At 74.4% G+C, this 23,721-nt stretch carries 23 protein-coding genes; 14 read left to right on the forward strand and 9 right to left on the reverse strand.

Translation table 11 applies throughout. The features are described from left to right. Positions 1 to 15: 15 nt before the first annotated feature. Both ABT006_RS16490 and ABT006_RS16495 read right to left on the reverse strand, forming a co-directional pair. Positions 16 to 648, reverse strand: coding sequence for a potassium channel family protein (locus ABT006_RS16490; RefSeq protein WP_350707193.1), 633 nt, complete (start codon positions 646 to 648; stop codon positions 16 to 18). Positions 649 to 673: 25 nt separating this feature from the next. Continuing rightward, positions 674 to 2,008 carry a TrkH family potassium uptake protein gene (locus ABT006_RS16495; protein ID WP_350707195.1) on the reverse strand — a complete coding sequence of 445 codons (1,335 nt, stop codon included), beginning with the start codon at positions 2,006 to 2,008 and terminating at the stop codon, positions 674 to 676. Positions 2,009 to 2,148: 140 nt separating this feature from the next. On the opposite strand from ABT006_RS16495, the gene ABT006_RS16500 reads away from it, so the two are divergent. Further along, positions 2,149 to 3,273, forward strand: a complete 1,125-nt coding sequence (locus ABT006_RS16500; protein WP_350707131.1) for a glycerophosphodiester phosphodiesterase — start codon at positions 2,149 to 2,151, stop codon at positions 3,271 to 3,273. A 342-nt stretch (positions 3,274 to 3,615) separates the two neighbouring features. Here ABT006_RS16500 and ABT006_RS16505 read toward each other — a convergent pair whose 3' ends face one another. Continuing rightward, a complete protein-coding gene (locus ABT006_RS16505) occupies positions 3,616 to 3,846 on the reverse strand; it encodes a GntR family transcriptional regulator (protein WP_210776528.1) in 231 nt (76 codons plus the stop codon). Between the two features lie 285 nt (positions 3,847 to 4,131). On the opposite strand from ABT006_RS16505, the gene ABT006_RS16510 reads away from it, so the two are divergent. The 8 genes from ABT006_RS16510 to ABT006_RS16545 all read left to right on the forward strand — a co-directional run bounded on the left by ABT006_RS16510 (position 4,132) and on the right by ABT006_RS16545 (position 10,501). After that, positions 4,132 to 4,434, forward strand: a complete 303-nt coding sequence (locus ABT006_RS16510; protein ID WP_350707133.1) for a DivIVA domain-containing protein — start codon at positions 4,132 to 4,134, stop codon at positions 4,432 to 4,434. Next, the gene (locus ABT006_RS16515; RefSeq protein WP_350707135.1) at positions 4,431 to 4,685 is read left to right on the forward strand and encodes a hypothetical protein; all 255 of its coding nucleotides are present in this window, start codon (positions 4,431 to 4,433) and stop codon (positions 4,683 to 4,685) included. Before ABT006_RS16510 ends, ABT006_RS16515 begins: the two co-directional genes overlap by 4 nt. A 265-nt stretch (positions 4,686 to 4,950) precedes the next feature. Further along, positions 4,951 to 6,150 (forward strand): substrate-binding domain-containing protein, encoded by a 1,200-nt coding sequence (locus ABT006_RS16520; protein WP_350707137.1) that lies wholly within the window; start codon positions 4,951 to 4,953, stop codon positions 6,148 to 6,150. 6 nt (positions 6,151 to 6,156) lie between these two features. Next, a complete protein-coding gene (locus ABT006_RS16525; protein WP_350707139.1) occupies positions 6,157 to 6,900 on the forward strand; it encodes an ABC transporter ATP-binding protein in 744 nt (247 codons plus the stop codon). Continuing rightward, positions 6,897 to 7,628: an ABC transporter ATP-binding protein gene (locus ABT006_RS16530; RefSeq protein ID WP_350684783.1), complete on the forward strand. Its 732-nt coding sequence runs from the start codon at positions 6,897 to 6,899 to the stop codon at positions 7,626 to 7,628. The genes ABT006_RS16525 and ABT006_RS16530 overlap by 4 nt, the downstream gene beginning before the upstream one ends. Continuing rightward, positions 7,628 to 8,518 carry a branched-chain amino acid ABC transporter permease gene (locus tag ABT006_RS16535; protein ID WP_350707141.1) on the forward strand — a complete coding sequence of 297 codons (891 nt, stop codon included), beginning with the start codon at positions 7,628 to 7,630 and terminating at the stop codon, positions 8,516 to 8,518. The genes ABT006_RS16530 and ABT006_RS16535 overlap by 1 nt, the downstream gene beginning before the upstream one ends. Further along, complete coding sequence (locus ABT006_RS16540; RefSeq protein WP_350707143.1) at positions 8,515 to 9,639, forward strand: branched-chain amino acid ABC transporter permease; 1,125 nt, start codon at positions 8,515 to 8,517, stop codon at positions 9,637 to 9,639. Before ABT006_RS16535 ends, ABT006_RS16540 begins: the two co-directional genes overlap by 4 nt. A 115-nt stretch (positions 9,640 to 9,754) precedes the next feature. Beyond that, the gene (locus ABT006_RS16545; protein WP_350707145.1) at positions 9,755 to 10,501 is read left to right on the forward strand and encodes an SDR family NAD(P)-dependent oxidoreductase; all 747 of its coding nucleotides are present in this window, start codon (positions 9,755 to 9,757) and stop codon (positions 10,499 to 10,501) included. 97 nt (positions 10,502 to 10,598) lie between these two features. On the opposite strand, the gene ABT006_RS16550 is transcribed toward ABT006_RS16545, so the two are convergent. Next, positions 10,599 to 10,874 (reverse strand): hypothetical protein, encoded by a 276-nt coding sequence (locus ABT006_RS16550; RefSeq protein WP_350707147.1) that lies wholly within the window; start codon positions 10,872 to 10,874, stop codon positions 10,599 to 10,601. Between the two features lie 25 nt (positions 10,875 to 10,899). On the opposite strand from ABT006_RS16550, the gene ABT006_RS16555 reads away from it, so the two are divergent. The 3 genes from ABT006_RS16555 (at position 10,900) to ABT006_RS16565 (ending at position 14,456) form a co-directional block, all read left to right on the forward strand. Continuing rightward, the gene (locus ABT006_RS16555; RefSeq protein WP_350707149.1) at positions 10,900 to 11,058 is read left to right on the forward strand and encodes a hypothetical protein; all 159 of its coding nucleotides are present in this window, start codon (positions 10,900 to 10,902) and stop codon (positions 11,056 to 11,058) included. Positions 11,059 to 11,114: 56 nt separating this feature from the next. Next, positions 11,115 to 13,268 carry a RecQ family ATP-dependent DNA helicase gene (locus tag ABT006_RS16560; protein WP_350707150.1) on the forward strand — a complete coding sequence of 718 codons (2,154 nt, stop codon included), beginning with the start codon at positions 11,115 to 11,117 and terminating at the stop codon, positions 13,266 to 13,268. 201 nt (positions 13,269 to 13,469) lie between these two features. Further along, the gene (locus ABT006_RS16565) at positions 13,470 to 14,456 is read left to right on the forward strand and encodes a DUF8832 domain-containing protein (protein WP_502890983.1); all 987 of its coding nucleotides are present in this window, start codon (positions 13,470 to 13,472) and stop codon (positions 14,454 to 14,456) included. 136 nt (positions 14,457 to 14,592) lie between these two features. On the opposite strand, the gene ABT006_RS16570 is transcribed toward ABT006_RS16565, so the two are convergent. The 3 genes from ABT006_RS16570 to ABT006_RS16580 all read right to left on the reverse strand — a co-directional run bounded on the left by ABT006_RS16570 (position 14,593) and on the right by ABT006_RS16580 (position 18,261). Then, positions 14,593 to 15,009 (reverse strand): helix-turn-helix domain-containing protein, encoded by a 417-nt coding sequence (locus ABT006_RS16570; protein ID WP_091627481.1) that lies wholly within the window; start codon positions 15,007 to 15,009, stop codon positions 14,593 to 14,595. Between the two features lie 217 nt (positions 15,010 to 15,226). After that, on the reverse strand, positions 15,227 to 16,399 hold the full coding sequence (locus ABT006_RS16575; protein ID WP_350707152.1) for a class I SAM-dependent methyltransferase: 1,173 nt from the start codon (positions 16,397 to 16,399) through the stop codon (positions 15,227 to 15,229). 212 nt (positions 16,400 to 16,611) lie between these two features. Further along, a complete protein-coding gene (locus ABT006_RS16580; protein WP_350707154.1) occupies positions 16,612 to 18,261 on the reverse strand; it encodes a DEAD/DEAH box helicase in 1,650 nt (549 codons plus the stop codon). Between the two features lie 316 nt (positions 18,262 to 18,577). Here ABT006_RS16580 and ABT006_RS16585 point away from each other — a divergent pair, with 316 nt between their 5' ends. Beyond that, complete coding sequence (locus ABT006_RS16585) at positions 18,578 to 19,324, forward strand: ferritin-like fold-containing protein (RefSeq protein WP_350707156.1); 747 nt, start codon at positions 18,578 to 18,580, stop codon at positions 19,322 to 19,324. Positions 19,325 to 19,479: 155 nt separating this feature from the next. Here ABT006_RS16585 and ABT006_RS16590 read toward each other — a convergent pair whose 3' ends face one another. Both ABT006_RS16590 and ABT006_RS16595 read right to left on the reverse strand, forming a co-directional pair. After that, a complete protein-coding gene (locus ABT006_RS16590) occupies positions 19,480 to 19,707 on the reverse strand; it encodes a DUF3107 domain-containing protein (protein ID WP_350684773.1) in 228 nt (75 codons plus the stop codon). Positions 19,708 to 19,772: 65 nt separating this feature from the next. Next, positions 19,773 to 20,411 (reverse strand): TetR/AcrR family transcriptional regulator, encoded by a 639-nt coding sequence (locus ABT006_RS16595; RefSeq protein WP_350707158.1) that lies wholly within the window; start codon positions 20,409 to 20,411, stop codon positions 19,773 to 19,775. A 146-nt stretch (positions 20,412 to 20,557) separates the two neighbouring features. Here ABT006_RS16595 and ABT006_RS16600 point away from each other — a divergent pair, with 146 nt between their 5' ends. Then, positions 20,558 to 23,581 carry a hypothetical protein gene (locus tag ABT006_RS16600; protein WP_502890985.1) on the forward strand — a complete coding sequence of 1,008 codons (3,024 nt, stop codon included), beginning with the start codon at positions 20,558 to 20,560 and terminating at the stop codon, positions 23,579 to 23,581. Positions 23,582 to 23,721: the final 140 nt, after the last annotated feature.

Consider the following 23,721-nt stretch of genomic DNA (forward strand, 5'->3'; position numbering starts at 1 on the left):
AGCTGAGCCCGCCGGTCAGCTCAGCGCCGCGAAGCTCTGCACCTGCGCGATGTTCCCCTCGATGATCAGCATGCTGCCCGGGGAGATGACGGTCTCGTCGGTGGCGTACCGGAAGCGTTCGCCGGGCAGCTTCACGCCGACCACCCGCACCCCGTAGCGCTCGGTGGGCACCAGGTCCGTCAGCGGCCGGCCGACCATCGCCTCCGGAACGCACACCTTGGCGATGGCGAAGTCGTCGCCGAACTCGATGAAGTCGAGCATCCTGGTGACGATCAGGTGGGCCACCCGTTCGCCGGTCTCCGCCTCGGGAAAGATCACGTGGTGCGCGCCGACCGAGCCGAGGATCTTCGCGTGCTTCTCCGAGGTCGCGCGGGCCCAGATCTGTGGCACGCCCAGCTCCGTCAGCGCCAGCACACTCAGCACGCTCGCCTCCACCGAGGCGCCGATCGCGACCACCGCCCGGCCGAACTCCGCCACGCCGAGCTGCCGCAGCGCCCCCTCCTCGGTGGCATCGGCCTGTACGACGCGGTCGAGTTGGGCCGACCATCGCTGCACCTGGTCCGGGTTGCGGTCGATGGCCAGCACGTCGTGGTCGAGCGCGGTCAGCGCGCCGGCCAGGTGGTAGCCGAACCGGCCCAGCCCGATCACCAGGACGCCGCCTTCGTTCGTGGTTCTATCCGACAATGGGTTGCTCCTCCGGGTAGCGGTACAACCGCCGGCGGGTGTTCAGGGCGATCGCCGACCCGAGGGTCAGCGGCCCGACCCGGCCGACGAACATGAGGACGATCAGGGCGAGCTGGCCGCTCTCCGGCAGCGCGGAGGCGACCCCGACGCTGAGGCCGGTGGTGGTGAACGACGAGGTCACCTCGAACAGCGCCTGGTAGTAACGGACTCCCTCGGTGAGAAAGACCAGCAGCACCGTGCCGACGGCCACCAGCGCGACGCTGATCAGCGCGACGGTGATCGCCTGGCGTTGGCTGGCGGTGGCCACCCGGCGGTTCCCGACCGTCACGTCCGGCTCGCCGCGCAGCTCGGCCCAGATGACGAAGGCGAGCAGGAAGAAGGTCGTCACCTTGATCCCGCCGGCGGTGCTGGCGCTGCCGCCGCCGATGAACATCAGCGCGATGATCAGCGGATAGGTCTCGTCCTCCAGGCCCTCGACGTCGACGACGTTGAAGCCGCCGGTGCGGATGAACGCGTTCTGGGTGAACGCCACGAGGAGCTTGTCCGGCCAGGCGTAGACGCCCAGCGTGCGCGGGTTGGCCCACTCGATGACCAGCAGGCACAGGAAGCCCACCACCAGCAGCGTCAGGCTGCCCCAGACGGTGAGTTTGGTGGCGACGGCCCAGCGACGCGGCTGCCGCCACTCCCGGGTCGCCTCGAACAACGCCGGGAAGCCGAGCCCGCCGACGATGGTGCCGATGGCCAGCGGCAGGGTGACCCAGGCGTCGGAGGAGAAGCCGATGAGGTTGTCGGTGTAGAGGGCGAACCCGCCGTTGTTGAAGGCCTGGACGGCGTGGAAGACGCCGATCCAGAGGGCCCGGGTGAACGGGTAGTCGTAGGTGATCCAGAGCCGGGCCGTCAGGATCGCGGTGATCACCGACTCGCAGACCAGGGCGAGGCCGGCGATGCGCAGCAGCAGCCGGCGTACGTCGCCGATGCCGAACTCGGCGGTCTCGGCCTGCACCAGCAACCGGCTGCGCAGCCCCAGCCGCCGGGCCACCACCAGGATCACCAGCGTCGCCCCGGTGACGATGCCGAGGCCGCCGACCTGGGTGAGCACGGTGATCATCACGAGCCCGAACTCGTTCCAGTAGTTCGGGGTGTCCACGACCGCCATGCCGGTCACCGAGACCGCCGAGGTCGCGGTGAACAGGGCGGTCAGGAACGGGGTGTAACTGTGCTCGCTGGTGGCCCAGGGCAGCATCAGCAGCCCGGTGCCGAGCAGGATCGCCACCAGGAAACCGAACGGCACGATCCGTACGGGGTGACGAAGAAGCCGGCGCACCAGACAATCTTCCTTTTCCATCGCGATCCGGGTGTCGAAACCGGAATGCCCAGGGTTCATCCGCCCGTCAGCCGCCGACCAACTCGCCGTCAATCCGGACAGGTCTGCTGAGGCGGATCCCTCGACGACAGGAGACGGCGTTGCGACGTACCCTTTCCGCCCTCGGAGTGGCCGGGGCCCTGCTCGCGGCCGTTGTGGCCGTGCCGGCCGTGGCCGCGTCGGCCGCCCCGGCGCCCGCCGCCGAGCGGGCCCGGGCGACCGACCGGCCCCTCGTCATCGCCCACCGCGGCGCCAGCGGCTACCGGCCGGAGCACACGCTGGAGGCCTACCGGCTGGCGATCCGGCAGGGCGCGGACTACATCGAGCCCGACCTGGTCGCGACCCGCGACGGCGCGCTGGTCGCCCGGCACGAGAACGAGATCAGCGGTACGACCGACGTGGCCGCCCGCCCCGAGTTCGCCGACCGCAAGGCCACGAAGACCATCGACGGCGTCGCGGTCACCGGTTGGTTCACCGAGGACTTCACCCTGGCCGAGCTGAAGACGCTGCGGGCCAAGGAACGGCTGCCGCAGGTGCGCGTCGGCAACACCGCGTTCGACGGGCGGTTCGACGTGCCCACCCTCCAGGAGGTCATCGACCTGGCCCGCGCCGAAGGGCGGGCGCGGGGGCGCACGATCGGCGTCTACCCGGAGACGAAGCACCCCACCTACTTCGCGGCCATCGGGCTGCCGCTGGAGGAGCCGCTGGTCGAGGTGCTGCGGCGCAACAAGCTGACCCACCGGAACTCGCCGGTGATCATCCAGTCGTTCGAGACGGCCAACCTGCGCAAGCTGGACCGGATGATCGACGTCAAGCTCGCCCAGCTCCTCGACGCCACCGGCCGCCCGTACGACTTCACCGTCGCCGGCGACGCCCGCACCTACCAGGACCTGGCGAAGCCGGCCGGCCTGAAGTGGATCGCGAGCTACGCCGACGGTGTCGGCGCGCAGAAGAACCTGATCGTCCCGCGCGACGCCACCGGCAAGCTGCTCGCCCCGACCACCCTGGTCCGGGACGCGCACCGGGAGCGGCTGGTCGTGCACGCCTGGACGTTCCGGGCGGAGAACCAGTTCCTGCCGGCCGACTTCCGGATCGGCACCGACCCGAACGCGCACGGCGACATCAAGGCCGAGTACGAGCTGTTCCTCGGCCTCGGCCTGGACGGCATCTTCAGCGACCACCCGGACACCGCCGTCGCCGCCCGCGAGGGTCTCGCCCGACGCTGACCGATCCCGCCGCCCCATCGCCGGCCCGTCACCCCTTTCCGGGTGGCGGGCCGGCGTCGTTTGTCGGGGTGCCCGTGGTGCTCAAGGTGCTCGCGCGGGCCGTCCGTGCCCGGTGCCTGTCGAGCTGATGTCGCAGACGATTGAGGTGTGCCCGGGGGTGGCTGCGCGACGCTGTCGAGCTGCCCCACCTATGAGGGCGCCCCCGGCCCCATGCCCGCCGCCACCCCGACCCGTGATTCGCGGGGTGGGGCGGCGAACGCCCGAGATCTTGGTACGAAACGGCCCCTCCAGGGACACTTTCGTACCAAGATCTCGCAGGCGCTGATCCGGCGAGCCGGGTGGCTACGTGGTGGGGCGCTCGGCCACGTAGGTGCCCCGGCCGGGCTGGCCGGTGATCAGCTCGCGGTCGTGCAGCAGCGAGAGGGCTCGCGAGGCGGTGTTCATGTGGACCTGGTAGGCCTCCGCCAACTCTCGGGTCGACGGCAACTTGTCGCCCGGCTTGAGTTCGCCGCTCTTGATCTTCGCGGTGATGTCGTTGGCGATCTGACGATATGGGGCTTCTGCTGTGGGCATGGAGAGACTCCGGTTGGTTCGGCGTCTCCGATCATGCCGGCCTACACCAGTAACTGCAACAAGCTGTCGTGTCGCGACACCGGGGGTCGACCTACACAAACATTTGGGGTAGCTTCTCCCTGTCCGGCTCCGGTTGGTTCGGCAAGCCTCCGGGTTCGGACCTCGAGAGGGCTCCGGGGTCGTACCGCCGACGAGGGCTGCGGTCGCGGGGCCGGCGGCCCGGTCCGCATCCCCTACCTGCGGACCGGGCCGCCTTCCAGCGGACGCGACGCGAGGACGGTGGTCATGCGCAAGGTGCTGAACCTGTTCCGACCGGCCCGGCGCAGGCGGGTGACCCGGCCGCCGAACGGCGGCTGGTACCGGTCGGACTCCTGCCGCCCGCTCACCGCCGGGCAGATCCGCGACCGCCGGTTCCGCTCGGTGCGGCGGGGGCTCGACCCGGTCGAGGTGCACGCGTTCCTGCACCGGGTGGCTGCCGAACTGGCCGCCACCCGTCGGGACCTCGTCCTCACCGCCGAGGAGAACGCGCGGATCAAGCGGGCGCTGCGCAGTTGGCAGTCCCGGTTCGCGCCGGGCGGGCGGCGGTGAGCCGGGAGCGGTTCGTGGTGCACCTGCCGGTGCTCGCCACCGACCTGTCCGCCGCGAAGCGGTTCGCCCGGGCGATCACCCGGGCGCTGGGATTCCTCCCGGACGTCGACCGTGGCGAGACCACCGTCTCTGCGGAGGACGCCCAGTTCGTACGCCATCGGGTCTTCTGCGACAGCCTGCTCGACGGCGGTCGCCGCTGCGGACGGGCGGCCGACCACGACGGCCCCTGCATTCCGCCGGCGCGGCCGTGACGGGTGTCCCGGCCGGCGGGGCGCGGGAGGAATACGGCATTCGGTGGGTGTCGGTGGCGCGGGGCGACACAGGAGCGTTTCCATCGATGGTCCGGAGACCCATCGCGGACGTGCGCCGTCAATGCCGAGTCGAGACCGTTGTAACTCTCGGCCACCCCACCCCTGTTACTTGTGTGTTTCGGCCACATAGCCCGTGCGTGACGTCACTTCTAGCGTGAGCCGTCACATGTAGTTCCCTACCTCCGAGTCCTCACGTGGAGTCGCAATGACGGTCCGGACGACGCGGCGGGTGTTCCTCTCCGCCGCCACCATGATGGCCGCGGCGCTCGCCGCCACGGCCTGTGGCAGCCCGCAGGAAACCGCCTCCGGCGGCGGTGACAGCGCCGCCCCGGTGAAGGTTGGCCTGGTGTACTCCCAGTCGGGAGCCCTCGCCAGCTACGGCAAGCAGTACATCGAGGGGTTCAAGGCCGGTCTCGACTACGCGACCAAGGGCACCAACAAGGTCGGCGACCGGACGATCGAGATCACCGAGGTCGACGACGCCGGTGACCCGGCGAAGGCGGTCTCCGCGGCCAAGGACCTGATCGGTAAGGGCAACAAGATCATCGCGGGCTCGACGGCGTCCGGCGTGGCGCTCCAGGTCGCCCCGATCGCCGCGCAGAACAAGGTCCTCTTCATCTCCGGGCCGGCCGCCACCGACGCGGTGACCGGTGCCAACAAGTACACGTTCCGCTCCGGGCGGCAGTCGTACCAGGACGTGGTGACCGCCAAGTCGTTCATCGGCGACCCGGCCGGCAAGAAGGTCGTGGTCTTCGCCCAGGACGGCGCCTTCGGCGACGCCAACGAGGCCGCCGTCAAGACCGTCATCGGCGGCGCGGGCGCGACCGTCAGCAGCGTCCGGGCCCCGGCCAGCGCCACCGAGTTCACCCCGTTCGCCAGCCAGATCAAGTCCGCCAAGCCGGACCTGCTCTTCGTCGCCTGGGCCGGCACCACCGCCCCGGCCATGTGGCAGACCCTCGACCAGCAGGGCGTGCTCTCCTCCACCACGGTCGTCACCGGCCTGGACATCCGCGCCTCGTGGCCGACCTTCGGCGCCGCCGGCAGCAAGATCTCCTTCCTGTCGCACTACTTCGACGGGGCCTCCGACAACGAGGCCGCCAAGGCGCTGAAGGCCAAGGTCGGCACCGTCGACCTGTTCCACCCGGACGGCTTCGCCGCCGCGCAGATGGTCGTGCGCGCCGTCGAGGAGGGTGGCGACGACGTCGAGAAGATGGTCAAGGCCCTGGAGGGCTGGAGCTTCGACGGGGTCAAGGGCAAGATGAGCATCCGCGCCGAGGACCACGCGCTGCTCCAGCCGATGTTCCAGGCCAAGCTGACCGGCAGCGGCACCACGTTCACGGCCACCGCCCAGAAGGCGCTGACCGGGGACGAGACCGCGCCGCCGGCCGTGGCGATGAAGGGCTGACAACAGATGCTCGCCACCCGCGGTCTGACCTGGCGGATCGGTGAGGTCGCCATCGTTGACAGCGTCTACCTCGACCTGGCGCCCGGGGAGTTCCTCGGCGTCATCGGGCCGAACGGCGCCGGCAAGACCTCACTGTTCAACCTGATCACCGGCGTACGCCGGGCCACGGAAGGTCGGATCACCCTCGACGGGGAGGACATCGGCTCCCTCCCGCCGCACCGGCGGGCCCGCCTCGGGCTCGGCCGTACCTTCCAGGCATCCTCGGTCTTCGGCTCGCTCAGCGTGCGGGAGAACGTCCGGCTCGCCGTGCAGGCGCACCGCGGGGGCTCGATGAAGCTGTGGCGGCGGGCGGCGGCCGACCGTGAGGTCGCCGCCGCCGCCGACGCGGCGCTCGACCGGGTCGGCCTCGCCCACCGGGGCGAGGCCCTCGCCGGCACCCTCGCCCACGGCGAGAAGCGGAAGCTGGAGATCGCCCTGCTGCTCGCCGGGGAGCCCCGCGTCATGCTGCTCGACGAGCCGATGGCCGGCGTCAGCGCCGAGGACGTGCCCGAACTCGTCTCGGTGATCCGCTCGCTGACCGGCGACAGCGGCCGGTCGGTGCTCATGGTCGAGCACCACATGGACGTCATCCTGGAGCTGGCCGACCGGATCGCCGTGATGCACCACGGCGCGCTGCTCGCCTGCGACACCCCGAAGACGGTGATGGCCAACCCCACCGTGCAAGAGGCCTACCTGGGGGAGTCGCTATGAGTAGTGAACCGATTCTCAGCGTGGAGAACCTGTCGGTCCGGATCGCCGGGCTGCACATCCTCCAGGGGGTGTCCTTCACGGTCGCCCCGACCGGCGTCACCGTCCTGCTCGGGCGCAACGGCGTCGGCAAGACGACCACGCTGCGCGCGATCGTCGGCCTCACGCCGCGTGGCGGCGAGGTCCGGGGCGCGATCCGGATGGGCGCGCAGAGCCTGCTGGCCCGGCCGACCCACCGGCTGATCCGCGGCGGGCTCGGCTACGTGCCGGAGGACCGCTGCGTGTTCGCCGGGCTCACCGTCACGGAGAACCTGCGGCTCGCCGAACGCCGGGGCACCACCCCGGCGTACGACAAGGTCTACGCCCTCTTCCCGGAGCTGGACCGGCGCGGACGGCAACGGGCCGGCTCGCTCTCCGGCGGGCAGCAGCAGATGCTCGCGATCGGCCGCGTGCTGCTCAACGACAACCGGCTGCTGCTGATCGACGAGCCGACCAAGGGCCTGGCGCCGAAGGTGGTGACGGAGGTGGCCGAGGTGCTGGAACGGGTCGCCGAATCCGTGCCGGTGCTGCTGGTCGAGCAGAACCTGGCGGTGGTCCGGCGGCTCGCCCGGGACGCGGTCGTGCTGGCCGCCGGGCAGGTGGCCTGGACCGGCGACGCCCAGGAACTGCTGCTGGAGACCGCCCTGACCAAGTCGTTGCTGGGCGTGGGCTCGGCGGAGGTGCACCACTGATGGACACCGTCATCCTGTTGGCGCTGACCGGGCTCGGCCTGGCGGCGCTCTACTTCCTGGTCGCCAGCGGGCTCTCCCTGGTCTTCGGCCTCGCCGACGTGCTCAACTTCGCGCACGGCGTCTTCCTCGGCGTCGGCGCGTACGGGACCTGGTGGGCGGCGCACAACCTGCCCGGCGCCGGCTCGGACGGCTTCGGCTTCGTGGTCGCCGTCGCCTTCGGGGTGGCCGCCGGCACGCTGGTGGCGATGCTGGTCGAGCTGGTGCTGATCCGGCCGCTCTACTCCCGGACCATCGAGCAGGTGCTGGTCACCGTCGGCCTCTCGCTGGCCGGCGTGGCCCTGCTCCAGGCCACCTGGGGCGCGGACGCCCGGCCTTTCCCGCGCCCCGAGTGGACCCGGCAGGTCACCTCGATCCTCGGCGCGAACGTGCCCAACGGCGGCCTGCTGCTGATCATCGCCGCGGTGCTGGTGCTCGGCGCGATCCTCGCCTTCCTCCGCTGGACCCGCTACGGCCTCATCATCCGGGCCGGCGTCGAGAACCGGGAGATGGTCACCGCGCTCGGCATCGACGTGCGCAAGGCGTTCACCCTCGTCTTCGCCATCGGCGGGGCGGCGGCGGCGCTGGCCGGCGCGCTCGGCGGCGTCTACTTCGGCACCGTCTCGCCCGGCCAGGGCAGCTCGCTGCTGATCTTCGCGTTCATCGTGGTGGTCATCGGCGGGATGGGCTCGGTGGTCGGCTCCGCGTACGCGGCCGTCGCCGTCGGGCTGACGCAACAGTTCGTCAACTACTACGGCACCTCCGGGCTGGGCGACATCTGCGTGGTCGCGCTGCTGGCCGTGGTGCTGCTGCTGCGCCCGCAGGGCATCGCCGGAAAGGTGGCAACGGCATGACCGAGGTCAAGAGCCCCGAGGTCCCGGCTCCGCCCGCGGCGGTGCCCGGCGAGCTGGGCCCGCGCCGGGGACGCTGGCACGGGCTGCGCCCGTTCCTGCCGCTGGTCGCGCTGGTCGTCGCGCTGATCCTGCCGTACTCCACGCTGCACCTGCCGGGCATCTTCGAGGGGGCGCTCAACTCCCCGGGCACCCTGCAACTGCTCGCCGTCTGCCTGGTCTTCGGCGGCCTGGCCGCCGGGTACGACCTGCTCTTCGGCCGCACCGGGATGCTGTCCTTCGGGCACGCCCTCTACTTCGCCGCCGGCGTCTACGGCACCGACATCCTGATCACCAAGGCGGGGCTGCCGCTGTGGCAGGCGGCGCTGCTGGCGATCACCGGCGGGTCGATCCTCGCCGCGCTCCTCGGCGCGGTGGCGCTGCGCACCGTCGGCATCGCGTTCGCCATGGTGACGCTGGCCTTCGCCCAGGTCGGCGCGATCCTGGTGGCCCGCGACTTCGGCGGGCTGACCGGTGGCGAGGAGGGCCTGCCGCTGGACGTCTCCGGGCTGCCGCAGGGGCTGGTCGGGGTCACCAACACGGTCAACCTCTACTGGCTGGCGCTGGCGTACCTGGTCGTGGTGGTCTTCGTGGTGCACCGGGTCTCCGGCTCGCCGACGGGGCGGGTGCTCGCCGGCCTGCGCGACGACGAGCGGCGCATCGGGGTGCTCGGGCTCGACCCGTACCGGTTCAAGCTGGTGGCGTTCACCCTGGCGGGTGGGCTGGCGGCGGCCGGCGGCGTGGTCTACGTCCTGATCGTCGGCGGCGCCTCGCCGCACATCACCTCCTCCGAGTGGACCCTGGCGCTGCTGGTCATGGTGGTGCTCGGCGGGCCGGGCACCCGGTGGGGCCCGGTGATCGGCGGCATCCTCTACATGTACCTGGACCACCGCCTGGTCGCGTTCGGCACCTCCGACGCGGTGGAGGCGCTGCCCGGGTTCCTGAGCCGCCCGCTGTCGCAGCCGCTGTTCGTGCTCGGCACGGTCTTCATCCTGGCCGTCTACTTCTTCCCCGGCGGCCTGGCCAGCCTCGCCCCCCGCGTGGCACTCCTACGCCACACGCTCCGCCGCCCCCCTCGCCCCTAACCCCCCACCCCGGACAAACCCCGTTGATCATGAGGTTGTTGCCGCGAAACGCCGTTGACGGTGGCAATAACCTCATGATCGACGGGGGCTCGGTCGTGGGGAGGAGCGGTGCGGGATGGGTGAGCGGTTGGCGGTGGTGAGTGGTGGCGGGACCGGGATCGGGGCGGCCGTCGCGCGGGCGCTCGCGGGGGACGGGTGCGACGTCCTGATCGTGGGGCGGCGGGCGGACGTGCTGCTCGCCACGGCCGAGCGGGTGAACGCCGAGTGCGGTCGTCCCGGGGCTGCGCAGGCGGTCAGCGCCGACCTGACCGATCCGGAGCAGCTCGGCGGGGTGGTCGAGGCGGTCGCCGGGCGGCCGGTCGACGTGGTGGTCAACAACGCCGGGGGCTACCTGGGCGGGGACGTGAGCACGCTCGCCGGCACCGCCGCGCACTGGCGGACCAATCTGGACGCCAACGTGCTCACTGCCGTGCTGCTCACCGAGGCGCTGCGGCCGGCCCTGCGCCGACCGGGCGGCCGGGTCATCCTGGTCAGCTCGATCGCCGCCCAGCGGGGCGGAGGCGGGGCGTACTCGGCGGCGAAGGCGGCGCTGCACGGCTGGGCGTACGACCTGGCCGGGCAGCTCGGCCCGGAACAGATCACGGTCAACGTGGTGAGCCCCGGCTACGTGGCGGAGACGGAGTTCTTCGGCGACCGGATGACTCCGGAGGGGCACGCGAAGCGGGTGGCGGCGACGCTGGTCGGGCGGGCCGGCGTACCGGACGACATCGCCGAGGCCGTCCGTTACCTGGCCGGCCCGGCCGCCGGCTACGTCACCGGCCAGGTACTCGGCGTCAACGGCGGCTCCGTCCTCGGGCGCTGACAGCTGCGCGACGGGCCGGGACATCCAGCGGAGCACGGAGCGACCGGGTGCCGCGGCCCCCCGTGCGGCCGCGACACCCGGTCGCCTGCGTCGTCGATCAGCCGTTGAGCATCTCGTACGCCAACTTCGGCGCCTGCTGCGCGGCGTCGCCGCTCGGCGCGACGAGCTTCGGCGCCGCGCCGTAGTCGAGGTACTTCACCACGTACGTCCAGGCCTTCGCCTTGCCGGCGGCCGGCACGTCCAGGGTGAGCGAGGCGAGGTTGCCGTCGGCGCCGACGACGGCGGTGAAGGGCACCTGCCGGGCGGCGTCGCCGAGGGCCGCGACCTCCTTCTCGCCGACCGCCTCGGCAGCCGAACCGCCGGTCAGGCTCACCGCAGACCAGTGCCGTCAGATCGCGGTGGACCGCTGGCTGCGCGGCCCGTACGCCTCGATGGAGGAACTCGCCGGCCGTTGCCTGCTGCCGCCGACCGTCACCGACCGGCTCCGTGAGCTGCTGTTCTTCCTGCCCCCGACGCAGGCCCCCACGCCGGAGCGACCGCCACCGGCCGGATCGTGACCGGAACCTCCGGCGTGAACCGGGGCGCGGTCGTCCGGCGCTGGTAGAAATGCCGGATGAGCCAGGATCGGACGGCGGTACGGGAGCGGGCCGAGGCGGTGCTGCGGCGGTTGGCCGGCGAGCACGCCCGGCTCCGCGAGGACCAGTGGCGGGCGATCGAGGCGCTGGTGGTCGACCGGCGCCGGGTGCTCTGCGTGCAGCGCACCGGGTGGGGCAAGTCGGCCGTCTACTTCGTGGCCACCGCCCTGCTGCGGGGGCGCGACCATGATGCCGCCGCTGGACGGGGCGACGGGGGCGGCACCGGCCCGACCGTGATCGTCTCGCCGCTGCTGGCGCTGATGCGCAACCAGGTCGAGTCGGCGGCCCGCGCCGGCATCCGGGCCCGCACGATCAACTCGGCCAACCTCGACGAGTGGGACGAGATCACCGCCGAGATCCACGCCGGGGCCGTCGACGTGCTGCTGATCAGCCCCGAGCGGCTCAACAACCCGGACTTCCGGGACACGGTGCTGCCGAAGTTGGCCGCCACCACCGGCCTGCTGGTGGTCGACGAGGCGCACTGCGTCTCCGACTGGGGGCACGACTTCCGGCCGGACTACCGTCGGCTACGTACGTTCCTCGGCAACCTGCCCGAGCGGACCCCGGTGCTCGCCACCACGGCCACCGCCAACGCCCGGGTCACCGCCGACGTCGCCGAGCAACTGGGCGACGCCCTCGTGCTGCGCGGCAGCCTGGACCGGGAGTCGCTGCGCCTCGGCGTGCTCGACCTGCCGACCCCGGCGCACCGGCTGGCCTGGCTCGCCGACCACCTGGACCGGCTGCCCGGCTCGGGCATCGTCTACACGCTCACCGTCGCCGCGGCGGGGGAGACCGCCGAGTTCCTCCGCTCCCGGGGCTACGCGGTCGCCTCCTACACCGGCCAGGCCGAGGACGCCGACCGGCGCGCCGCCGAGCAGGACCTGCTCGACAACAAGATCAAGGCGCTGGTCGCGACGAGCGCCCTGGGCATGGGCTTCGACAAGCCCGACCTGGGCTTCGTGGTGCACCTCGGCGCGCCGGCCTCACCCATCGCGTACTACCAGCAGGTCGGCCGCGCCGGCCGGGCCGTCGCGCACGCCGAGGTGCTGCTGCTGCCCGGCGTCGAGGACGCCGCGATCTGGCGCTACTTCGCCTCGCTGGCCTTCCCGCCGGAGGAGCAGGTCCGCGCCGTCCTGGCCGCCCTGCACACCGACCGCCCGCTCTCCACGCAGGCCCTCGAACCGATCGTCGACCTGCGTCGGGCCCGGTTGGAGCTGATGCTCAAGGTGCTCGACGTCGACGGCGCGGTCCGCCGGGTGCGCGGCGGCTGGCTCGCCACCGGCGAGCCCTGGGCCTACGACGAGGCCCGGTTGCGCCGCGTCGCCCAGGCGCGCACCGCCGAGCAGCAGGCCATGCGGGAGTACGCGACCACGCCCGACTGCCGGCTGCGCTACCTGCGCGAGTGCCTGGACGACGCCGGGGCGACCGACTGCGGCCGGTGCGACCGCTGCGCCGGCCCGCTGTTCACGCCCGAGGTGTCCGACGTCGCGCTGGCCGCCGCGCAGACCTTCCTCGGCCGCCCCGGCGTGGAGATCGCGCCGAAGAAGCTCTGGCCGACCGGGCTGGAGGCGGTGGGCGTACCGCTCAAGGGGCGGATCGCCCCGGCGGAGCAGGCGTTGCCGGGGCGCGCGGTGGGGCGGCTGTCCGACCTGGGGTGGGGCGGCCGGCTGCGTGACCTGGTGGCACCGGAGGCGCCCGACGTCGCCGTCCCCGACGACGTGGCCGCCGCCGTGGTCGAGGTGCTGAAGGCGTGGGCGCACGGGGACGACCCGTGGCCGCGCCGCCCGGTCGGCGTGGTCGCGGTCGGCTCGCGCAGCAGGCCCCGGCTGGTCGGCTCGCTCGCCGAGCGGATCGCCGCCGTCGGCCGGCTGCCGATGCTCGGCCGGGTGACGGCGGCCGGCCCGGCTGGCGGCGGGGCTTCGCGTGGCAACAGCGCCCAGCGGGTACGCGCGCTGCACGGTTCCTTCACCGTGCCGGAGGACCTGGCCGACACCCTCGCCGGCCTCGACGGGCCGGTGCTCCTCGTCGACGACCTGGTCGACTCGGGTTGGACGATGACGATGGTCGCCCGGGAGCTGCGCCGGGCCGGCGCCCCCGACGTCCTGCCCCTTGCCCTGGCGGTCGCCGGCTGAGCCGCGCGTCCGCGTCGCGGACCCGGCCGGGAAGTTCCCGGGCGGGCGGGATTGCGACCGCCGCCACGCCGCGTCGCCGCCGGAGCGGCGCGACCGTGACGGAGGGTAGCGTAAGCGACATGACCGATCAGCAGCCCGGGCGTGAGCGGGAGGGCAGCGTTGCCTGACCAGGCGTCGGCCGTGCCGGACCAGGGATCGACGGTGCGTGCGCAGACCTCGGCGGGGCCGGAGCAGTCCCCGGCCGGGCCGGAGCAGTCCCCGGCCGGGCCGGAGCAGGTGTCGGCCGTGCCGGACCGGAGCACGCTCCGGCTGGCGCTGGTCGTCGGCGGCCTGGTGCTCGCGGTGCTGCTCGGCTTCGGTCTCGGCCGGCTCAACGGCGGTGGCCCGGCGGGGTCGGTGGGGCTGGACAGCGCCCTGGCCGACCACACCCACGCGCCCGGGACGGGCGCGCACGAGCACGGCGCCGACCAGGGCGCGGCGGCGGAGGCGGCGGGCCTCTCGGTCACCTCGGCCGGCTACACGCTCGCCCCCGTGGCGTCGTCGTTCATCGCCGGCCGGCCGGGCGAGCTGCGCTTCCGGGTGCGCGACGCGCAGCGCCGCCCGGTGACGCGGTTCGCCGTCGTGCACGACAGGCCGATGCACCTGATCGTGGTGCGCCGCGACCTGACCGGCTACCAGCACCTGCACCCGACCATGGCCGCCGACGGCACGTGGTCGGTGCCGTTGACCCTGCCGCAGCCGGGCGTCTGGCGCGCGTACGCCGACTTCACCGCGCTCGCCGACGACGGCCGGCAGACGGCGGTGACGCTCGGGGTCGACCTGGTCGCGCCCGGCGGCTACCAGCCGCGGCCGTTGCCGGCGCCGGCCACCTCGGCCACGGTCGACGGGTTCACCGTCGGCTACCAGGGCACACCGCAGGCGGGTCTGACCGTCCCGCTGACCTTCCGCTTCGGCTCGGCCGCCGGCGGCACCCCGACGCTGGAGCGCTACCTCGGCGCGTACGGCCACCTGGTCGCGTTGCGCGAGGGCGACCTGGGTTACCTGCACGTCCACCCGGAGCCGGAGGCGGTCGACGGGGCGGTGAAGTTCTGGGTGACCACGCCCGGCCCGGGCCGGTACCGGCTCTACCTCGACTTCCAGGTCGGCGGCGTGGTGCGGACCGCCGAGTTCACCCTGACCGTGCCCTGACCCTCCGGCGGCCGGCCCCATCGCCGTGCCGCCGGCCGCAGCCGTCATCGCCGCTGGCGCTGTGGTGGCGGCTCGGGCGGCGCTGCGGGGTGGTGTCTCGGCCCGCGCTGCGGGTGGCGGTGGTGCGGGTGGCGGCTCAGCCGGCGCGCCGGATCGGGCGGCGGGCCAGGTAGCGCAGCAGGTCGCGGATGTGGTGCTTCTCCTCGGCCGGCACGGTCGGATCGGCCAGCCGTTGCAGGATCACCCGGACGTCCGCCTCGACCGGGCCGTCGTCGACGCGCCGACGGGGCGCGGGGCCGGCGTCGGGCAGGCCGAGCGCACGGAACGCGGCCGCGACCGGCAGGTCCAGCGCGGCGCAGAAACCCCGCACCTTGGCGAGTTCGGGGTAGTCCTGCCAGTCCCCGGCGAGCCAGCGGAACACGGTGGAGCGACCGACGCCGGTGTGGGACGCCAGGTCCGTCACGGTCCACCCGCGTTCCTCGCGGGCGTCGTCGATGGCGCGCCGCACGAAGCGTGCGAAGGCCATCTGCGGCGATACCTCTACCGAACCCATCCCTGCGGGTCTTCCCTCCCGACCGGCACCCGGCGGTGCGCCTCCGAGGGTAGTACGGAAAGGTATGGATGCAATTGACTGACCGACCAGACCGTCCTGTGGGCGGGACTTTTTCGCCGGAACAATGACGCGAATCACCCAGGACCGAGCGATGGTTGTCGCTTCACAACCACGCTGCGAGCGGCCGGGTCACCGCGGCCGGCGTCGGGCGACCGCGCTAGCGCGCTGACGCGCCGGCGTCCGGGGTGGTTGCGGGGAGCAGCGTCGCCAGCCGTGGGGTGACGTCCCACTGGCCGACCAGGTCCTGGTACTCCGCCCGCTGGCCGTCCGTCGGGGCGGTGCCGGTGCGCCGGGCCCGGATGAGCAGGTTGCGCGGGGTGTGCCGGGAGTCGACGAACTCCACCACCTCGGCCCGGTAGCCGTGCAGCCGGAGCAGCCCGGCCCGCAGCGCGTCGGTGAGGACGTCCGCGAAGCGCTCGCGCAGGATGCCCTGCCGGGTCAGCAGGTCGTACGGCGCGGGCGCCGGCCTGGCGCGCAGCTGGGCGGCGACGTCGTGGTGGCAGCACGGTGCGGCGAGCACCCAGCGGGCCCGCCAGCGCACCGCCCGAGCCAGCGCCTCGTCGGTGGCGGTGTCGCAGGCGTGCAGTGCCAGCACCAGGTCGGGGGCGGGCTCCACGACGGCGTCGGCGATCGTGCCGGCCACGAAGCTGACCCGCTCGGCCCAGCCGAGCCGCTCGGCCAGCTCGGTGTTGCGGCGGCGCTGGTCCTCCCGGACGTCCACGCCGACCAGCTCGACGTCGAGCCCCCGCCGCGCCAGCCACCGGTACGCGGCGAAGGTCAGGTACGCGTTGCCGCACCCCAGGTCGACGACGCGCAGCGGGCCCGTCAGGTCGTCGGGGAGGGTCGCCGCCAGCGCCCGCAGGAACGCGTCGACCTGCCGGCGTTTGGCCGCCGAGCCCCCGATCTCCGCGAAGATCGGGTCGCCCGGGTCGAGCAGGTACTCCTTCGCCCGGTCGTGCCCGCCCGGCTCGGCGACCGGCCGGGCCGCGGCGGCCCGGTGCACCTGCGCCTCGCCCGACTTGGTCACCCGCAGTTGCAGCGTCGCGTCGGCGGTCTCCACGTGCCAGTTGCCGAACGGCTCGGCCAGCAGCGCGTCCATCGCCGCGTCGGCCTCCGGGCCGGGGGCGACGTTGCGGGTGTACGGCCGGGAGCCGTCGGAGGTGGATATCTGTAGCCGGGGACCGGCCTTCAGCGCGACCGGCCGCAGTTCGGCGCGGACCACCGAGGGGCGGTGCCCGCGCCGGCGTCCGGCGGCCACCGCGCGCGTCAGCGTGGGGTCGAGCAACAGCGCCCGGACCTCGGTCAGGGCGGCATCCAGCGGTTCGGGCATTGCTCCATCCTCCTCGTCGTCGGCGGCGCACCGCCGGGCGGCCCGATCCCCTCGGGCACGCTGCGCTCCCGCGGACGCGCCGCGGGCGCCCGACCATGCGCGGTGGGACCGGTCGCGTTCGGTCACCCGGTCGCGCGGGCCTTCATCCGGTCACGACGGCGACATCCCCGCACCGGGGGACCGGTACGGGGATGTCGGGTGTCGTGCTCGGGTCAGTCGGCGGTCGCCTCGGCCGGCGTACCGGCGGCGGAGCCACCGCCACCACGACGGCGCCGGCGGCGGCGCGGCTTCGGGGCCTCGCCCGCGGCGGCGGGGGCGTCGGCGGCCTCGGTGGTGATCACCGCGGTCGGCTCGCCCGAGACGGTCTCGCCAGCGCGGCGACGCCGGCGGCGACGCGGGGTGCGGGTGCCCTCCTCGGCGGCCTCGGCCGGCGCGTCGGCGCCCGGCCCGCCGGACTCCCCGGTGGCGCGGCCCTGGCGGCGCTCGCCGCGACCGCGGCCGTCGCCGCGCCGGGAGCCCCGGCCCTCGCCCCGGCGGGACCGGCCACCGCCCAGGTCCTCCTCCACCTCGGCCGCCAGGCCGGCGCGGGTGCGCTCGGCCGTCGGCAGGGTGCCGGTGACCTCGGTGGAGATGTGCAGGTCGGTGTAGAGGTGCGGGGACGTGTGGTACGTCTCCGGCGGCTCCGGCATCTCCAGGCCCAGCGTCTTGTCGATGATCCGCCAGCGCGGCATGTCGTCCCAGTCGACGAAGGTCACCGCGACGCCGCTCGCCCCGGCCCGGCCGGTGCGACCGATCCGGTGGGTGTAGGTGTCCTGGTCCTCGGGGCAGTCGTAGTTGATCACGTGCGTGACACCGCTGACGTCGATGCCCCGGGCGGCGACGTCGGTGGCGACCAGGGTGTCGATCTTGCCCGCCCGGAACGCCCGCAGTGCCCGCTCGCGCGCGCCCTGCCCGAGGTCGCCGTGCACGGCGGCGACGGCGAAGCCCCGGAAGTCGAGGTCCTCGGCGACCCGGTCGGCGGCCCGCTTGGTGCGGGTGAAGATCATGGTCAGCCCGCGACCCTCGGCCTGCAGGATGCGGGCCACGATCTCGATCTTGTTCATCGAGTGGGTGCGGTAGGCCAGCTGCTCGGTCTGCGGCGACGGCCCCGTCTCGGCGGTGTGACCCGCGTGGATCGTCACCGGGTGGCGCAGGAAGCGCCGGGAGAGGGTGACGATCGGGTCGGGCATGGTCGCCGAGAAGAGCATCGTCTGCCGGTCCTCCGGCAGCATCGCGAGGATCCGCTCGACGTCGTCGAGGAAGCCCAGGTCGAGCATCCGGTCGGCCTCGTCGAGGACCAGCGCGTGCACCCGGTCCAGGCGCAGGTGCTTCTGCTTGGCCAGGTCCAGCAGGCGGCCGGGGGTGCCGACCAGGATCTCCACGCCCTTGCGCAGCGCGTCGACCTGCGGCTCGTAAGCCACACCGCCGTAGATCGGCAGGACCCGGACGCCCCGCGTCCGGCCCGCGGCGGCGAGGTCCTTGGCGACCTGGATGCCCAGCTCGCGGGTGGGCACGACGACCAGCGCCTGCGGCACGCCGTCGCCACCCTCCTCGGGCGCGAAGACGCGCTCCAGCAGCGGTACGCCGAAGCCGAGGGTCTTGCCGGTGCCGGTGGGCGCCTGGCCGATCAGGTCGGTGCCGCGCAGCGCGATCGGGAGCGCGTACTCCTGGATGGCGAACGCGCGGGTGATGCCGGCCGCGGCCAGCGCGTCGACGGTCTCCTGACGCGCGCCCAGCTCGGCGAAGGTGGGTGCCTCCGGACGCACCGGAGCGGTGGCGGCCAGCTCCTGGCCGTCCATGAGTTCTTGGGTCAGCTCGCTCATATGGATTTGGGGGTGCCCTCTCGTGGGTGCGCCCCGTCATGTCCTCAGGGCGCGATCGGTGTGGCGCGGGCCACACGGTCGGCGGCAGAACGCCTGGCCGGACCGGGCCGCACGCGCGCCGTGGAGTCGGACTTCGATGGGACCGACCGGTCTGTTGGACCGGCCTGGCCAGCTCGGCGCCCACGGCAACTGCTCCATGTTACCTGAACAGCACGCCAGTCGTCCTGATTCCTGGCGCAGGTGGCACGCCCGGGGGCATCGGGTGTGACCCGCGTCACTCCCCCCGGTCGGTGCGGGCGGGCGGTAGCCTGCGCTCGTGCCCGACCCCGACCAGACCGGCCCTGCCGTCCCGGACCCGCCCGGCGCTGCCGTTTCGGCTCTGTCGGCCCACGTCGTCCCGGACCTGCCCGACCCTGCCCTCCCGGACCCGCCCGACCCCGCCGTCCCGGATCTGCTCGGCCTGGTCGCGTTCGGCGAACTGCTCGCCTTCGAGCGGATGGCCGTCGACGCCCGGCTCGCCCCCGACCTGCGCCGCCGGGCGGCCCTGAGCGAGATGGCCGCCGCCGAGATCGGCAACTACCGGCGACTGGCCGACCGGCTCGCCGCGCTCGGCGTGCTCCCCGACGACGCGATGGCGCCGTACGTCGCGCCGCTGCAGGCGTACCACGACTCGACCGAGCCGCGGGACTGGGCGGAGGCGGTGACCAAGGCGTACGTGGGCGACGCCATCACCGACGACTTCATCCGGGAGATCGCCGCGGCCCTGGCCGAGCCGGACCGCCGGCTCGTCCTCGACGTGGTGCACGACTCCGCGTACGCCGACTTCGCCGTCGCCGAGATCCGGGCCGCCATCGCGGCCGACCCGAAGGTGGCCGGCCGGCTCTCGATGTGGGCGCGGCGGCTGGTCGGGGAGGCCCTGTCGCAGGCCGGTCGGGTCGCCGCCGACCGGGGTGCGCTGACCGCCCTCATCGCCGGCAGCGACCGGGTGGACGTGCAGGGACTTTTCCGGCGGCTGACCGACGCGCACACCACGCGGATGGCCGCCGCCGGGCTGAACAACTGACGCGCGGGCGACTCCACCGCGACTGGCGCCAGGAAGCCTGCCGCTCGACGACCGACGCACCGGCACACGGAGTGCCGGGCGAGTCGGCGTGCCGGGCCGGGCCGGCGGGGTCCGCGACGGGCGACGTCGTCACCCGTCGCGGGCTGCCGACCGGGTCAGCGGACGGTGAAACCGACCGCCCGCGGCGACGCCTCGGCGATCTCGACGTAGGCGACCTTGTTGACCGGCACGATCACCCGCCGGCCCTTCTCGTCGGTCAGGGAGAGGGTGCCCTCGTCCTTGGTCATGGCGTCGGTCACGATCTGCTCGATCTCGGCCGGCGACTGCGCGCTCTCCAGCACCAGCTCGCGGGGCGCGTACTGCACGCCGATCTTGACCTCCACAGTGCCTCCTCGTTCGGGCGAAAGAGCCGCCGAGGGGAAGGCTATCCGATCTCGCGCCCCGATGCTCAGGCTGACTCACCTTGCAGCGGGAAGCTGGCGATGCCCCGCCAGGAGAGCGCGGCGACCAACGCCTCCGCCTCCGCCTTGGGCACCTGCCGGCCGCCGGCCAGCCAGAACTGCGCGGCGGTCTCGGCCGCCCCGACCAGGCCGGAGGCGAGCAGCTCGGCGTGCGCCCGGCTGACCCCGGTGTCGGAGATGATGGTGTCGGTGATGGCCGCGATGCAGCCCTGCTCGACCCGCTCGACGCGCTGCCGCACCGCCGGGTCGTTGCGCAGGTCGGACTCGAAGACGAGGCGGAACGCCTCGCTCTCGTGGTCGACGAAGTCGAAGTACGCGCGCACCGACGCGCCGACCCGCTCCTTGTTGTCGTTGGTGCCGCGCATGGCCTCGTCGACCTTCGCGAGGATCGCGTCGCAGTGCGTGTCCAGCAGCGCGAGGTAGAGGTCCATCTTGCCGGGGAAGTGCTGGTAGAGCACCGGCTTGGAGACTCCCGCCCGTTCGGCGATGTCGTCCATCGCCGCCGCGTGGTAGCCCTGGGCGACGAACACCTCCTGAGCGGCGGCGAGCAGTTGCTTGCGGCGCGCCGAACGGGGCAGGCGGGTGGGCCGGCCGGCTGTCTGTGCACCGTTCCCCACAGCGGTCATGGGAACCTCCGAGTTTCTTCGTACGAGCCGGCATTTCACCCGAACCGGTCTGGGCTCATGGCCCGTCGCGGAATTGGCCCGCCGCTGTAACTTATCGCCACTGTCACCACACGGTAGCCTCAGCGGGGGCGACCAAGGAGCGCGCGGTGAGTGAAACAGGGCAACCCGGTGCCGCCACCCCGGGAGAGCACGGCGACGGGACGGGTCAGCAGGACGACCTGGGCCGGGCCGGCGGCGGGTGGGCGCCCTCGGCGGCCGGATGGTCCCGGGGTCAGGAGATCTCCGGGGCCCGCGAGCAGGCCTCGGCGTGGGGTCCGCCCGACCCGGGTCTCGGCTGGGCCGCCTCCTCGCCCCGGCACGGCGACCTGCCGTCGCCGCTGCCCGGTCCGCCGGCCGCACCCGAGCCGCCGGCTCGGGCCAACGGTCACCACGTCAACGGCGTCAGCCACGCCGACGACGCGCCGGCCGGCCGCCAGGCCCCGGTGAGCGCCCCGCCCGGCATCCTCGGCGAGCAGCGCCGCGACCCGGGAGGCGACCGGCTGGTGGTGCCCGCGCAGCGGCCGGCGCCCGCGGCCGAACAGCCGTCGGACCCGCAGCACGGGCCCGCCGAGCCCGAGACCGGCCCCGCCCGGCACTCCTCCGCGGACCCGTCGGCCGGCCGCCAGCCGCGCTGGGCCGACCCCGGCCTGCCGACCTCGGCCCCGCCGGCCATGCAGGTCCCGCCCGTCGGCACGGCGGCCAGCGGCTTCGAGGTGCCGCCCGGCTTCCACGCGCCGACCGTCGACCGCCCCGCCGCCGAGGAGCCCTCCCCGGCCGCCGGTGCCACCGGCTGGGCCGACTCCTTCCCGCCGGAGCCGCCGGCCCCCGCCCCCCGTCCGTTCCCGCCGGCCGGCGAGCGCCCGCCCGCGCCCGAGGCCTCGGCGGGCGACCGACCGGCGACCGGCGACCGGCTCTCCGGCGTCGACCGCGCGCTCGGCGCGGAGCGCGCCTTCCGGCAGGAGTACGGCTCCGACCCCGACCGTGGCCCGGTCGCCGGGCAGGAGCCCGCGCCGGCCCCCGCCGAGCAGGCCGGCACCTCTGGTGCCACCGGCCCCGACCGCGTGCCGGGCGTCGAGCAGGTGGCCGCGGAGCACGCGCCGGGCGCCGACCGTGGGCCCGGTGCCGGCCGGGAACCGGGCGACTCCCGCGCGTCGGCCGCCGAATGGCCACCGGCGACCGAGCCGGACTGGTCCGGCCCGAACTGGAACCGGCCGAGCTGGGGCGGCGGCTGGGCACCCCCCTGGTCCCGTGAGGAGAGCGAGCCGGCCGGCCGCCGGGCCTGGGACGAGCCTGCCACCACCGGACGCCGGTCCCGGGCGGAGGACGAGCCGGTCGGCCGCCGGGCGCGCGAGGAGGACGAGCCCGTGGGCCGCCGGTCCCGGGAGGACCGGGCGCCGGGCTGGACCGCAGAGCCGCACCGGCCCTACGAGCCGCCGCGCGCCGAGCCGCCCGGCCGGCCCTACGAGCCGCCGCACGCCGAGCCGGGCCGCCCCTACGAGGTCGGCCGGACCGAGTCCGCGTCGCGCCCGGCGTACGAGCCGCCGGCCGACCCCGCCGACCGGGCGGCGTCGCCCGCGGCCGACCGCTCCATCCCGGTCCCGGCCGAGCGACCCGCCTGGGCGGGCGGGGGGCCGTCGGGCGCGCCCGCGAGCGCGCCCCCGGCTGCGTACGACCTGGCCGGCCCGGTGGAGGGCACCGCTCCTGCGCCGGCCGGGGACGAGACCGCGGGCCGGACGGCCCGGCCGTTCCGGCTCCGGTCGGTGAGCGAGGAGCGGCCCCCGGTGCCGCCGGAGGCATCGGGCGGCCCGCAGGCCGCCTCCGCTCCCGCCGCCACGAGCGGGCCCGGGCGACGTGACCGCACCCCGTCCGTGCCCGCCCCGACGAGCGCACCTCCCTACGCGGCCCGCCGATCCGCCCCCGAACCGGCGTCGACGGCCGAGCCGGCCGGCGACGACCGGCTCCCGGACCGTTCGTCGGCGGTGTTGCCGCAGCGCGTCCCCGCCGAACCGGACGTGCCCGTCGTGCCGGAGCCGCCAGCCGTGGAGCCACCCGCCGAAACCCCGGAACTCGCCCGCATCGCCACCCATCTGCGCCGCGACGACGAGCCCGCACCGCTGCGGGAGCGGCCGGAGGGCTTTGACGTCAACGCGATCCTCGACGCCGTACGCGGGGTGGCCGGCGTTCGCGACGCGGCCCTGCGCCGCACCCCGGCCGGCGCGCACAGCCTGCGGCTCGACCTGGCCGACGGGGCCGACCCGGCCGAGGTGAGCCGGCAGGTCGCCCGCCTGCTCCAGGAGCGGATGGGGCTCGCCGCCGCCCCACAGAACGTGCCCGGCATGCCGGCCGCCCCGGTGCGCCGCCGGTCGGCCGAGCCGCGCGCCGCCGAGACCAGGTCGCCGGGCTCCGCCGGGCCGCGGAGCGCCGAGCCGCCGGCCGCCGAGACCCGGGTGCCCGGCAGCCGCGTGGCCGCCGGCAGTCCGACCGAGGCCCCGCAGGCCCGCGTCGAGCAGCGTCCCGAGGCGGCGCCGGAGCCCCCGCGCCGGCGCCGGCAGTCCACCGCCCCGCACCGGGGCCGGGCCACCGTGGAGGAGCCGGGCTCGGTGTCGGCCGCCCCGGCCGGGACCCCCACCGGCAGCCCGGCGACCGTCGGCACGTCGTACTCCGGCGGGCAGGTGACCACGACGGAGTCCGCGCCGTCCCGGCCGTTGGACACCGGCGGCGCGGCCGGTCCCCGGGTGGTGATCGACCACGTCCAGGTGAGCACCTTCGGGCTCGACGCCACCGTGGAGGTGCGCCTCGTAGCCGGCGGGGAGAGCGCCGCCGGCTACTCGACGGGACCGGCGGTCGACGGGTACGTGCTGCGGCTCTGCGCGGTGGCCGCCGCGGCGGCGGTGGACGAGCTGCTCCGCGGCGGGGATCCCGGGCCGGAGCGGGGCCGCTGCTTCGTGGAGCACGCCGCGGTGGTGCCGTTCGGCAACTGCGAGGTGGCCACGGTCGTGGTGCTGCTCGTCTGCGACGGCTGGGTCGAGCAACTCGTCGGCTCCGCGCTGGTCGCCGGCGATCCCCGGCAGGCGGTCGTCCGGGCCACCCTCTCCGCGGTCAACCGCCGGATCGAGGCGCTGCTGGCCTGAGCGCGCGGGTGCGGCCCGACGCGCCGGGGGAGCGGTGCGTGCCGCGAGCGGCCCGCTCGCGGCGCGGGCACGGTCCGAACGCTGCCGGGCGGCGCGGGCGCGGTTCGACGCGCTGCCGGGCGGCGCGGGCGTGGGCAGAC

This window comes from Micromonospora sp. NPDC002717 (genome assembly GCF_040295705.1).
Taxonomy (GTDB): domain Bacteria; phylum Actinomycetota; class Actinomycetes; order Mycobacteriales; family Micromonosporaceae; genus Micromonospora.

Coding starts and splice junctions, on each gene's coding strand:
- ABT006_RS16505 (WP_210776528.1), bottom strand. CDS start 3,846: ATGCCCACAGCAGAAGCCCCATATCGTCAGATCGCCAACGACATCACC.
- ABT006_RS16570 (WP_091627481.1), bottom strand. CDS start 15,009: ATGGGTTCGGTAGAGGTATCGCCGCAGATGGCCTTCGCACGCTTCGTG.
- ABT006_RS16530 (WP_350684783.1), top strand. CDS start 6,897: ATGAGTAGTGAACCGATTCTCAGCGTGGAGAACCTGTCGGTCCGGATC.
- ABT006_RS16545 (WP_350707145.1), top strand. CDS start 9,755: ATGGGTGAGCGGTTGGCGGTGGTGAGTGGTGGCGGGACCGGGATCGGG.
- ABT006_RS16510 (WP_350707133.1), top strand. CDS start 4,132: ATGCGCAAGGTGCTGAACCTGTTCCGACCGGCCCGGCGCAGGCGGGTG.
- ABT006_RS16540 (WP_350707143.1), top strand. CDS start 8,515: ATGACCGAGGTCAAGAGCCCCGAGGTCCCGGCTCCGCCCGCGGCGGTG.
- ABT006_RS16580 (WP_350707154.1), bottom strand. CDS start 18,261: ATGAGCGAGCTGACCCAAGAACTCATGGACGGCCAGGAGCTGGCCGCC.
- ABT006_RS16525 (WP_350707139.1), top strand. CDS start 6,157: ATGCTCGCCACCCGCGGTCTGACCTGGCGGATCGGTGAGGTCGCCATC.
- ABT006_RS16535 (WP_350707141.1), top strand. CDS start 7,628: ATGGACACCGTCATCCTGTTGGCGCTGACCGGGCTCGGCCTGGCGGCG.
- ABT006_RS16575 (WP_350707152.1), bottom strand. CDS start 16,399: ATGCCCGAACCGCTGGATGCCGCCCTGACCGAGGTCCGGGCGCTGTTG.
- ABT006_RS16560 (WP_350707150.1), top strand. CDS start 11,115: ATGAGCCAGGATCGGACGGCGGTACGGGAGCGGGCCGAGGCGGTGCTG.
- ABT006_RS16520 (WP_350707137.1), top strand. CDS start 4,951: ATGACGGTCCGGACGACGCGGCGGGTGTTCCTCTCCGCCGCCACCATG.
- ABT006_RS16595 (WP_350707158.1), bottom strand. CDS start 20,411: ATGACCGCTGTGGGGAACGGTGCACAGACAGCCGGCCGGCCCACCCGC.